The organism is Jatrophihabitans sp. (assembly GCF_035474675.1).
In the GTDB taxonomy this organism is placed as follows: Bacteria; Actinomycetota; Actinomycetes; order Mycobacteriales; family Jatrophihabitantaceae; genus Jatrophihabitans_A.
This window is the reverse complement of record NZ_DATINC010000052.1, coordinates 1-10,096: the sequence shown is the minus strand read 5'-3', so window position 1 is coordinate 10,096 and position 10,096 is coordinate 1. Positions and strand designations below refer to the sequence as shown.

The 10,096-nt window shown below is 72.5% G+C and carries 10 protein-coding genes and 1 pseudogene; 7 read left to right on the top strand and 4 right to left on the bottom strand.

The genetic code is table 11. The annotated features are described in order from the left end of the window. The 6 genes from tsf to VLJ82_RS05955 all read left to right on the top strand — a co-directional run. A partial coding sequence (gene tsf, locus VLJ82_RS05980; protein ID WP_408662409.1) for a translation elongation factor Ts occupies positions 1-708 on the top strand: 708 nt, incomplete at its 5' end. A 195-nt stretch (positions 709-903) separates the two neighbouring features. Beyond that, positions 904-1,596 (top strand): UMP kinase, encoded by a 693-nt coding sequence (pyrH, locus tag VLJ82_RS05975; RefSeq protein WP_408662414.1) that lies wholly within the window; start codon positions 904-906, stop codon positions 1,594-1,596. A 46-nt stretch (positions 1,597-1,642) separates the two neighbouring features. After that, positions 1,643-2,206 carry a ribosome recycling factor gene (gene frr, locus VLJ82_RS05970; protein WP_408662413.1) on the top strand — a complete coding sequence of 188 codons (564 nt, stop codon included), beginning with the start codon at positions 1,643-1,645 and terminating at the stop codon, positions 2,204-2,206. Continuing rightward, positions 2,206-3,690, top strand: coding sequence for a phosphatidate cytidylyltransferase (locus VLJ82_RS05965; protein WP_408662408.1), 1,485 nt, complete (start codon positions 2,206-2,208; stop codon positions 3,688-3,690). Before frr ends, VLJ82_RS05965 begins: the two co-directional genes overlap by 1 nt. A gap of 96 nt (positions 3,691-3,786) precedes the next feature. Further along, positions 3,787-4,887, top strand: coding sequence for a 23S rRNA (adenine(2503)-C(2))-methyltransferase RlmN (rlmN, locus tag VLJ82_RS05960; RefSeq protein WP_408662412.1), 1,101 nt, complete (start codon positions 3,787-3,789; stop codon positions 4,885-4,887). A 63-nt stretch (positions 4,888-4,950) separates the two neighbouring features. Beyond that, the gene (locus VLJ82_RS05955) at positions 4,951-5,784 is read left to right on the top strand and encodes a TrmB family transcriptional regulator (RefSeq protein WP_408662407.1); all 834 of its coding nucleotides are present in this window, start codon (positions 4,951-4,953) and stop codon (positions 5,782-5,784) included. 4 nt (positions 5,785-5,788) lie between these two features. Here the strand turns inward: VLJ82_RS05955 and VLJ82_RS05950 are convergent, their stop codons facing one another. The 3 genes from VLJ82_RS05950 to ald are packed head-to-tail and all read right to left on the bottom strand — an operon-like array spanning position 5,789 to position 9,057. Then, positions 5,789-6,487, bottom strand: a complete 699-nt coding sequence (locus VLJ82_RS05950; RefSeq protein WP_408662406.1) for a pyridoxamine 5'-phosphate oxidase family protein — start codon at positions 6,485-6,487, stop codon at positions 5,789-5,791. A 55-nt stretch (positions 6,488-6,542) separates the two neighbouring features. After that, positions 6,543-7,925 (bottom strand): NAD(P)/FAD-dependent oxidoreductase, encoded by a 1,383-nt coding sequence (locus VLJ82_RS05945; RefSeq protein WP_408662411.1) that lies wholly within the window; start codon positions 7,923-7,925, stop codon positions 6,543-6,545. 16 nt (positions 7,926-7,941) lie between these two features. Beyond that, positions 7,942-9,057, bottom strand: a complete 1,116-nt coding sequence (gene ald / locus VLJ82_RS05940) for an alanine dehydrogenase (RefSeq protein WP_408662405.1) — start codon at positions 9,055-9,057, stop codon at positions 7,942-7,944. Between the two features lie 207 nt (positions 9,058-9,264). Between ald and VLJ82_RS05935 the strand changes: the two genes are divergently transcribed. Next, positions 9,265-9,765, top strand: a complete 501-nt coding sequence (locus VLJ82_RS05935) for an Lrp/AsnC family transcriptional regulator (protein ID WP_408662410.1) — start codon at positions 9,265-9,267, stop codon at positions 9,763-9,765. Positions 9,766-9,813: 48 nt separating this feature from the next. Here VLJ82_RS05935 and VLJ82_RS05930 read toward each other — a convergent pair. Next, positions 9,814-10,096, bottom strand: a pseudogene (locus VLJ82_RS05930) (aspartate aminotransferase family protein); the annotation flags it as partial.

Here is a 10,096-nt window from a genome sequence, read left to right as displayed (position 1 = left end):
CTGCGCATCAAGGGCGCCGGCAAGGCGGCCAAGCGCGGTGCCGAGCGCGAGACCAGCAACGGCCTGGTCGCCGCCGCCGAGAACGCGATGATCGAGCTGGCCTGCGAGACCGACTTCGTCGCCAAGAACGAGCAGTTCCAGACGCTGGCCGGCGACATCGTGGCCCACTTCGTCGGGTCCTCGGCCACCGACGCGCAGTCGCTGCTGAACGAGAAGCTGGTCGACGGCAAGACCGTCGCGGAGAACATCGAGGCGCTCAACGCCGTCATCGGCGAGAAGATCGAGCTGCGCCGCGCGGTCAAGCTGGAGGGCAAGGTCGCCACCTACCTGCACCGCAAGTCCTCCGACCTCCCGCCGCAGGTCGGCGTGCTGGTCGCCTTCGAGGGCGACGACGTCGCCGCCGCCCGCGGTGCCGCCATGCAGGTCGCGGCGCTGCGCGCGCAGTACCTGACCCGCGAGGATGTGCCCGCCGAGACGATCGAGAACGAGAAGCGGATCGCCGAGGCCACCGCCCGCGAGGAGGGCAAGCCCGAGGCCGCGCTGGCCAAGATCGTCGAGGGCCGGCTGAACGGCTTCTTCAAGGCCGAGGGCGGCGTGCTGCTGGAGCAGTCGGCGGTCCAGGACAACAAGAAGACCGTCAAGGCGCTGCTGGACGAGGCCGGCGTGAAGCTCACCGCTTTCGCCCGGTTCGAGGTCGGCGCCGCCTGACCGACTCCGGCGCTCCGGCCGAGCCGTTGGCCGCCAACCGGGCCACAATGAGGCAGGATCGTTAGCCAAGGCAGTACGACGAGAGGGGCCGCCATGACCAAGACCGGACAGGCGGCCCTTCTGTCGTCTCTGCGCCCGGACGACGCCCCGGAGGCAGCGCCGCAACGCCCCCGGCGCAGCGCCTACAAGCGGGTGATGCTCAAGCTGTCCGGGCAGGTGTTCGGCGGCGGCGCGGTCGGCGTCGACCCGGACGTGGTGGCCTCGATCGCCCGGCAGATCTCGGAGGTCAACGAGGGCGGCACCCAGGTGGCGGTGGTGGTCGGCGGCGGCAACTTCTTCCGCGGCGCCGAGCTCAGCCAGCGTGGCATGGACCGCGACCGGGCCGACTACATGGGCATGCTGGGCACCGTGATGAACTGCCTGGCGCTGCAGGACTTCCTGGAGAAGCGCGACGTGCCGACCCGGGTGCAGACCGCGATCACCATGGGCCAGGTCGCCGAGCCCTACGTCCCGCGCCGTGCCGAGCGGCACCTGGAGAAGGGCCGGGTGGTGATCTTCGGAGCCGGTGCCGGCATGCCGTACTTCTCCACCGACACCGCCGCCGCCCAGCGCGCGCTGGAGATCGGCTGCAACGTGCTGCTGATGGGCAAGAGCGGCGTGGACGGGGTCTACGACGCCGACCCTCGGACCAGCCCGAACGCCGTCAAGTTCGACACGATCAGCTACGACGAGGTGCTCAACCGCGGGCTGCAGGTCGCCGACGCGACCGCCTTCAGCCTGTGCCGGGACAATGGGATGCCGATCATCGTGTTCGATCTCGCGGATGGCAACATCGCCAAGGTGATCCGTGGCGAGAAGATCGGCACGCTGGTCGGCCCGGAGAACTAGAGAAGTCCGGCCGCTGGCCGCACTCGGTAGAAAGCAGGAGATGGACGTGATCGAGGAGACGCTCTTCGAGGCCGAGGAGAAGATGGAGAAGGCGGTCACCGTCCTGCGTGACGACCTGACCAGCCTCCGCACCGGCCGGGCGTCGGCGGCCAGCTTCGCCCGGATCAACATCGAGTACTACGGCGCCATGACCCCGCTTCCACAGCTGGCCTCGGTCAGCACGCCGGAGGCCCGGATGGCCGTCATCAAGCCCTACGACTCCAGCCAGCTGCAGGCCATCGAGAAGGCCATCCGCAACAGCGACCTGGGGGTGAACCCCAGCAACGACGGCAACCTGATCCGGGTGGTGTTCCCGCAGCTGACCGAGGAGCGTCGCCGTGAGCTGGTCAAGGTCGCCAGGCACAAGGGCGAGGAGGCCAAGGTGTCGATCCGGGCGGTGCGCCGGCACGCCAACGACACCTTCGGCAAGCTGGTCAAGGACAAGGAGAGCGAGGTCGGCGAGGACGACGCCCACCGCGCCGAGGTCGAACTGCAGAAGGTGACCGACAAGTACGTGGCATCCGTGGACGAGCTGGTCAAGCACAAAGAAACCGAGCTGCTCGAGGTCTGATGGCCGACCGCGACGAACCGCCGACCGACGAGCCGGCCTCGGCAACACCGGCTGGCCGGCACGGCGGGAGTACCGGCCTGTCTGCCGCGGAGCTGATCGCCCGGTCCCGGGCCGCCGCACCGGGCGCTGCCGCCCGGCCGTCCCGCTCGGCACGGCACGCCCGGCCGGACGCCGACCCCGGCGCGGCCGAGCAGGCGACCGTCGCCACCCGGCCGGCGCCACCAGAACCCCCGGCACCGGCCGGGAACGGCACAGCACCGTCCGGGACTGGCGCAGCACTGTCCGGGATCGGCCCGGCACCGGCCGGTGACACCGACGGGACAGCGCCGGCCGACGCCGACGCGGGCAGCCCGCCCGCTCCCGAGCCGGCCCGCACCCGGCACCTGGGCATCGTCAAGGCGCTGCGACCGGCCGGGCGATCCGGGACCGGCACCCCGGCTCGCCGGCTGACCCTGGTCGAGCCCGTGCCGAACCCGGCCGACGCCGCCGCACCGCCCCGGCCGGCCGACGCCGCCGCACCGCCCCGGCCGGCCGGCGCCGTCCCCGCCCGCAACGGCCACCAGCCGGCCGCCACCGCCGGGACGAGCGCGATCGACGTCGCCCAGCGCCCCGTCCCCGCCGCCGGCGGCGTGCCGGTCAGCGCTCCCGCCATCGAGATCGCCGCGCCGCCGCGCGCCGTCCGGGCCGGGCGCAACCTGCCGGCCGCGATCGGCGTCGGTGTCGTACTGGGACTGCTGATCATCGGCTCGCTGGCCCTGTACCGGCCGAGCTTCGTCTTCGTGATCGGTGCCGCGATCGCCCTGGGCATGTACGAGCTGGTGACCGCCATCCGGACGGTGGAGGCCCGCCCGCCGCTGGTGCCGCTGCTGGCCGGCGTGCTGGCGATGGAGTCGGCCGCCTGGTTCCGCGGACCGGACGGCCTGGTCGGCGCGTTGCTGCTGACCGTGCTCGGGGTGACGGTCTGGCGGCTGGCCGACGGCGCCGACGGGTACCTGCGCGACGTGGCGTCCGGCAACCTGGTCGCGCTCTACCTGCCGTTCCTGGCCGGCTTCGCCGTCCTGATGACGCACCCCGACGATGGCGCCGCGCGCATCGTGCTGTTCATCCTCACCGTGGTCTGCTCCGACACCGGCGGCTACGCGGTCGGCGTGCTGATCGGCAAGCATCCGATGGCGCCCACCGTGTCGCCGAAGAAGTCTTGGGAAGGCTTCGCGGGCTCGCTGCTGGCCGGCGCGGCCGCCGGCCTGCTGATGATGGTGTTCTGCTTCCACCAGCAGTGGTGGCAGGGCGCGCTGTTCGGCGCCGCGGTGGTGGCCACCGCCACCCTGGGGGACCTGGGCGAGTCGATGATCAAGCGCGACCTGGGCATCAAGGACATGGGCAAGCTGCTGCCCGGCCACGGCGGCATCATGGACCGGCTGGACTCGCTGCTGCCGTGCGCACCGGTGGCCTACCTGCTGCTGGCCGCCTTCCTGCCCGGCTGAGCCGCCTGCCCGGCTGAGCCGCCTGCCCGGCTGAGGTCGGCAGCTCGGCCCGCTGACGCGGAACGCCGGCCCCGCAGGCCGTGGGAGAATGGGGTCCTGATGACGACTCTCCCGCTGGTCTTCGACGCCCCGCGCCGGGGGATGCCACCCCGCCACCTGGCCGACCTCTCACCGCAACAGCGGCGGGACGCGGTGGTCCAGCTGGGTGAGAAGCCGTTCCGCGCCGACCAGCTGTCCCGGCACTACTTCGCCCGGCTGGCCGACGACCCGGCCGCCATGACCGACCTGCCGGCCGCCGTCCGGGACCGGCTCGGCGCGGCGCTGCTGCCGCCGTTGCTGACCGAGGTGCGCCACGTCGAGACCGACCGCGGTGCCACCCGCAAGACGCTGTGGCGGCTGCACGACGGCACCCTGGTGGAGAGCGTGCTGATGCGCTACCGGGACCGGTTGACGGTGTGCATCTCCAGCCAGGCCGGCTGCGGCATGGCCTGCCCGTTCTGCGCCACCGGCCAGGGCGGCCTGAACCGCAACCTGTCCACCGCCGAGATCGTCGAGCAGGCGGTCGCCGCTGCCCGGGTCGCCGCGGCGGGCGAGCTGCCGGGCGGGCCGGTGCGGCTGTCCAACGTGGTGTTCATGGGCATGGGGGAGCCGCTGGCCAACTACCAGCGGGTGGTCGCCGCGCTGCACCGGCTGATCGACCCGGCGCCGGCCGGGCTGGGGCTGTCCCAGCGGTCGGTCACGATGTCCACGGTGGGGCTGGTGCCGGCCATCGGCAAGCTCGCCGACGAAGGCCTCAACGTCACCCTGGCGGTCTCGCTGCACGCGCCCGACGACGAGCTGCGCGACACCCTGGTGCCGGTGAACACCCGCTGGAAGGTGCGCGAGGTGCTCGAGGCCGCCGACGGCTACGCCGCGCGCACCGGCCGCCGGTACTCGATCGAGTACGCGATGATCCGCAACATCAACGACCAGCCGTGGCGTGCCGACCTGCTCGGCACCCTGCTGTCGGGACGGCTGGCGCACGTCAACCTGATCCCGCTCAACCCCACCCCGGGCTCGGCCTGGGACGCCTCGCCCAAGCCGGTCGAGGAGGAGTTCGTGGCCAGGCTCGCCGGCCACGGCGTTCCGGTGACGGTCCGTGACACCCGGGGCCGGGAGATCGACGGCGCGTGTGGCCAGCTGGCGGCCTCCGGTTGAACGCTTGAGGTTCTGCCTGGCAAACACGGGCTTTTCGCCTTCCGGGTGGGTACGGTGCCTCGTATGGAAGACGTGAACATGCACGTGCACGGTCTGGTGCAGCTCGGCATGACCCGCTACGAGGCCAAGGCATACCTGACACTGATCCAGCGGGAGAGCTACGCCGCTTCCGAGCTCGCCAACGAGGCGGGCATTCCGCGCCAGCGGATCTACGACGTGCTCAACAGCCTGGTCTCGCGCGGCCTGGCCCGGGACTGGCCGGGTCCGGTGACCCGGTACGCCGCCACCGATCCCGAGGCGGCCGTCGAGCGGCTGCTGGCCGTGCAGCGCCAGGCGCTGGCCGGGCTGGAGACGCACTCGGTGGGCCTGGCCAGCCACCTGCGCGACACCTGGGCGGCCGGCCGGCAGGAGACCGCGCCGCTGGACTACGTGGAGGTGCTGCGCGACCCGGGCATGGTCGGCGCCCGGTTCCGCGACCTGCAGCGCGAGGCCGAGCACTCGCTGCTGACCTTCGCCAAGCCGCCGTACACCAACCCGAGCAACCGGGCCGGCCTGGAGGCGACCCGCCGGATCGTGGCCAACGGCGGGGACGTCCGGTGCATCTACGAGCCGAGCATCCTCGACAACCCCGAGGCGGTCGCCGAGACGCTGGAGTTCATCAAGGCCGGCGAGGGCGCCCGGGTCGCCGACGAGGTGCCGATGAAGCTGTGCCTGACCGACGGCTGCCGGGCGCTGTTCTCCCTCACCGACCCGATCGCCGGCGCGCTGACCGCGACCAACATCCTGGTCGAGCACTCCGCACTCGCCAGCAGCCTGTCCTGCGCCTTCGAGGCGATCTGGGCCAAGGGCGAACCGTTCGAGATGGCGCTGGAGCGCCGGATGAGGTCCTCGGCCTGACTTCTCAGCCCGCCGGCTCGTCCTCGGGTTGCAGCATGCGGCGCACCGAGGCCGGCAGCTCGATTCCCGGCCGCAGGTCCGGGGCGTCCAGCGCCTCGGTGTAGCGGCGGACCAGCGGGACGATGCCGGCCCAGGCGGGGCCTGCCACGTCCTCGGCCAGGTCGTCTGGCTGGCCGTCGGACACCTTGATGGTCCAGTCCTCCACGGTCAGCCGCAGCGCCATGGTGGCGGCCAGCTCCTTGGCGCTCGGCCGGCGCACCTCGGCCACCCGGCCCGGGATCAGCGCGTCGGTCAGGGCGTCCAGCGCGGCCAGCTTCTCCTCGCCCTGCAGGGCGGTGCAGCGGCCGAACAGCACCGCGCTGCGGTAGTGCATCGAGGACTCGAAGGCGCTGCGGGCCACCAGGATGCCGTCCAGCGCGGTCACCGCCAGCGACACCGGGATGCCGGTCGCCAGCAGCCGCATCCACCGCGAGCCGGTCGAGCCGTGCAGCAGCACGTCGTCGCCGGCCGGGCTGATCGCGGTCGGGATCACGTAGGGCTGGCCGTCTTCGGTGACGAAGCCGACGTGCCCGACCGGGACGTCGGCCAGCAATCGGCGCAACTGCTCGCGGTCGGCGCTGACCCGCTCGGTCATCCGGCTGGCACGCACCCGCTCCGGCACATCGCTCCGGCGGCCCTGCGCGGCCCCGTTCGGCGAGGTCATCTCCACTCCTTGCGGGTAGGTGCGCTCCGCGGCGCGGCGCGCCTGCGATGCTCCCTCATCGGCCCAGCGCCCGGTTCACCACGGCAGCCAGCCGCGACGGCCGGCCGCGACGGTCCTCGGCCCGGTCGGCCCAGCGCATCGCCCGCAGCCCGGCATTGGCACCCAGCCACCGTAGCGGCTCCACCTCCCAGGCCGGGGAGCGATGGCCCACCCACGGCAGGCTGGTCAGGTCGCTGTCGCGGCCCAGTGCCAGGTCGGCCAGCGTCCGGCCGGCCAGGTTGGACGTCGCCACCCCGTCCCCGACGTAGCCGCCGGCCCAGCCCAGCCCGGTCGCGCGGTCCAGCCCGACCGAGGGATGCCAGTCCCGGCTGATCCCCAGCGGGCCGCCCCAGCTGTGGCTGACCGGCACGTCGGCCACCGCGGGCAGCAGCTGGCCCAGGGTCGAGCGCAGGGCCGCGAACACCGACGGCACCCGGTCGTAGCGGGGCGAGATCCGGGAGCCGAAGTGGTAGGGAGCGCCCCGGCCGCCGAACAGCAGCCGGCCGTCGGCGCTGCGCTGGCCGTAGATGATCAGGTGCCGGAAGTCGGCGAAGGTCTCCCGGGCGGCCAGCCCCAGCTGCTGCCAGGCCTCGGCCGGCAACGGCTCGGTGGCGATCATCAGCGAGTACACCGGCGCGACGCTGCGCCGCAGGCCCGGCAGCCGGGCGCTGAACCCCTCGGTCGCCCGCAGCACCAGCTCGGCCCGCAGGTCGCCGTGCGGAGTGCGCACCCGGCCGGGCTCGACGGCCAGCGCCGGGGTCTGCTCGTAGATCGGCACGCCCAGCTCCTCGACCCGGCGGGCCAGCGAGCGGGCCAGCTTGGCCGGGTGGATCGCCGCGCAGTGCGGGGTGTACACCCCGCCCAGCACCGAGGTCGCGTCCAGCCGGCGGCGGGCCTCGCCAGCGTCGAGCAGCTCCAGGTCGTCGAACCCGAACGCCCGGGCTTCCTCAACCTCCTCGGCGGCCCGGCGCAGCTGCGGCTGGCTGCGGGCCAGGGTGACGGTGCCGCCGGCGGCCCAGTCGGCGTCCAGGCTGTCGGCCGCGACCACCCGGCCCACCTCGGCGACGGTGTCGCGCAGGGCCTGGTACTGCCGGACGGCGGCGGCCCGGCCGTGCTCGCGGGCCAGCACCGGCAGCGGCACCGGGTACAGCGCCGAGCACCAGCCGCCGTTGCGCCCGGACGCCCCGAACCCGGCGATCTCGGCCTCCACCACGGCGACCCGCAGCCCGGGGTCGGCCCGGCGCAGGTAGTACGCGCTCCACAGCCCGGTGTAGCCGGCGCCCACGATGGCGACGTCGACGGTCCGCTCCGCCGGGCTGGCGGCGGCCAGCGACGGCCGGGGGAGCAGCTCCTCGCCGGCCGTCGCGTGCCAGTAGGACAGGCTGCGGTAGTCGGGAATGCTGGAAATGATCGCCCTACTTCAGCACGTCGGCCAGTTCGACGCTGTCGTAGCCGTGCGCCTGCGCGACCGGGGCGTTGGTCAGCTCGCCGGCGTGGGTGTTCAGGCCGAGGGCCAGCGCCTTGTCGGCCTTCAGCGCATCCCGCCAGCCGCGGTTGGCCAGCTCCACCGCGTACGGCAGGGTCACGTTGGTCAGCGCGTAGGTCGAGGTGTGCGGCACCGCGCCGGGCATGTTGGCCACGCAGTAGAACACCGAGTTGTGCACCGGGAAAGTGGGCTCGGCGTGGGTGGTCGGGCGGGAGTCCTCGAAGCAGCCGCCCTGGTCGATGGAGATGTCGACCAGCACCGAGCCCGGCTTCATCCGCGACACCAGCTCGTTGCTGATGATCTTCGGCGCCTTGGCGCCGGCCACCAGCACCGCGCCGATCACCAGGTCGGCGTCCAGCACCGCGCGCTCCACCTCGTAGGCGTTGGACGCGATGGTCTGGCAGTGGCCCTGGTAGATGGCGTCCATCTGGCGCAGCCGGGCGACGTTGCGGTCCAGCAGCAGCACCTCGGCCTGCATGCCCAGCGCGATCGCGGCGGCGTTCTGGCCCGAGACGCCGGCGCCGATCACCACCACCTTGGCCGCGTAGGTGCCGGGGACGCCGCCCATCAGCACGCCACCGCCGCCGCCGTGGCGCATCATGTGGTACGAGCCGACCTGCGGGGCCAGCCGGCCGGCCACCTCCGACATCGGCGCGAGCAGCGGCAGCGAGCCGTCGGGCAGCTGCACGGTCTCGTAGGCGATGCCGGTGGTGCCGGCCTTGAGCAGGGCGTCGGTGCAGCTCTTGTCGGCAGCCAGGTGCAGGTAGGTGAACAGCGTCTGGTCGGACCGCATCCGGTGGTATTCCTCGGCGATCGGCTCCTTGACCTTCAGCACCAGGTCACCCTCGGCCCACACGTCGTCGGCGGTGTCCAGGATCCGCGCGCCGGCCTCGGTGTAGTACTCGTTCGGAATGGACGATCCCACCCCGGCGTCCCGCTCGACGTAGACCTCGTGACCGTTGCGGACCAGCTCGTTGACGCCGGCCGGGGTGATCGCCACCCGGTACTCGTGGTTCTTCACCTCGCGGGGAATGCCGACCTTCATGCGTTACCTCTTCCATCGATGGGCAACGGGCGATACGCGCCGCTGCGCAGCTGGCGTCGTGGCCGCGTGATTGAGGCCAGGTTAACCCTAGACAATGAAGGATTGCATGACGAATTGCTAGGCAGGTGAACGAAATTCTGCCAGAGTGCCTAGGTGACCACTTCTCGTTCGGACGACTCGGGCAAGGCGGATGCCCGGTCGAACACCGTGCAGCCCGGCCGGGTCCGCCGAGCCGGCAACGGCGAGGCCGAGCCGCCGGCCCCGCTGGACGCGGTCGACCGGGCCATCCTGCGGGCGCTCACCGGCGACGCCCGGATCCCCAACAACGCGCTGGCCGAACTGGTCGGGGTGGCGCCCTCGACGTGCCTGGGCCGGGTGCGGGCGCTGCGCGAGCGGGGCGTGATCCGCGGCTTCTACACCGACATCGACCCGGCCTCGGTGGGCCGGGCCATCCAGGCGATGATCTCGGTCCGGATGCAGTCGCACGCCCGGACCCGGCTCGCCGAGTTCGCCGAGACGGTGGCGCAGCTGCCCGAGGTGCTCAACGTGTTCTTCCTGGCCGGCGCCGACGACTTCCTGCTGCACGTGGCGGCCCGCGACACCGAGAACCTGCGCGACTTCGTGGTCAACTTCAGCGGCAACGCCGACATCGCGCTGACCGAGACCAACCTGATCTTCGAGCACATCCGCTCCAGCGCCGGCTACTGACCAGGCGGGGTACCGGCGCGGGACCGGCCCGGTACCGCCGCCCGTCGCTCAGATCTGGTTCATGCCCTCGGTGAGCACCGAGCGCAGGATCTGCTCCATCTCGTCGAACTCGGCCTGGCCGCAGATCAGCGGCGGCGCCAGCTGGACGACCGGGTCGCCCCGGTCGTCGGCCCGGCAGTACAGCCCCGCTTCGAACAGCGCCTTGGACAGGTAGCCGCGCAGCAGCCGCTCGGCCTCGTCGTCGTCGAAGGTCTCCTTGGTGGCCTTGTCCTTGACCAGCTCGATGCCCCAGAAGTACCCGTCGCCGCGGACGTCGCCGACGATCGGCAGG

Bases quoted from the DNA above. Each gene is read 5' to 3' on its own strand.
- pyrH (WP_408662414.1), top strand. From the start codon at position 904: ATGCTCAAGCTGTCCGGGCAGGTGTTCGGCGGCGGCGCGGTCGGCGTC.
- VLJ82_RS05965 (WP_408662408.1), top strand. From the start codon at position 2,206: ATGGCCGACCGCGACGAACCGCCGACCGACGAGCCGGCCTCGGCAACA.
- VLJ82_RS05955 (WP_408662407.1), top strand. From the start codon at position 4,951: ATGGAAGACGTGAACATGCACGTGCACGGTCTGGTGCAGCTCGGCATG.
- VLJ82_RS05950 (WP_408662406.1), bottom strand. From the start codon at position 6,487: ATGACCTCGCCGAACGGGGCCGCGCAGGGCCGCCGGAGCGATGTGCCG.
- ald (WP_408662405.1), bottom strand. From the start codon at position 9,057: ATGAAGGTCGGCATTCCCCGCGAGGTGAAGAACCACGAGTACCGGGTG.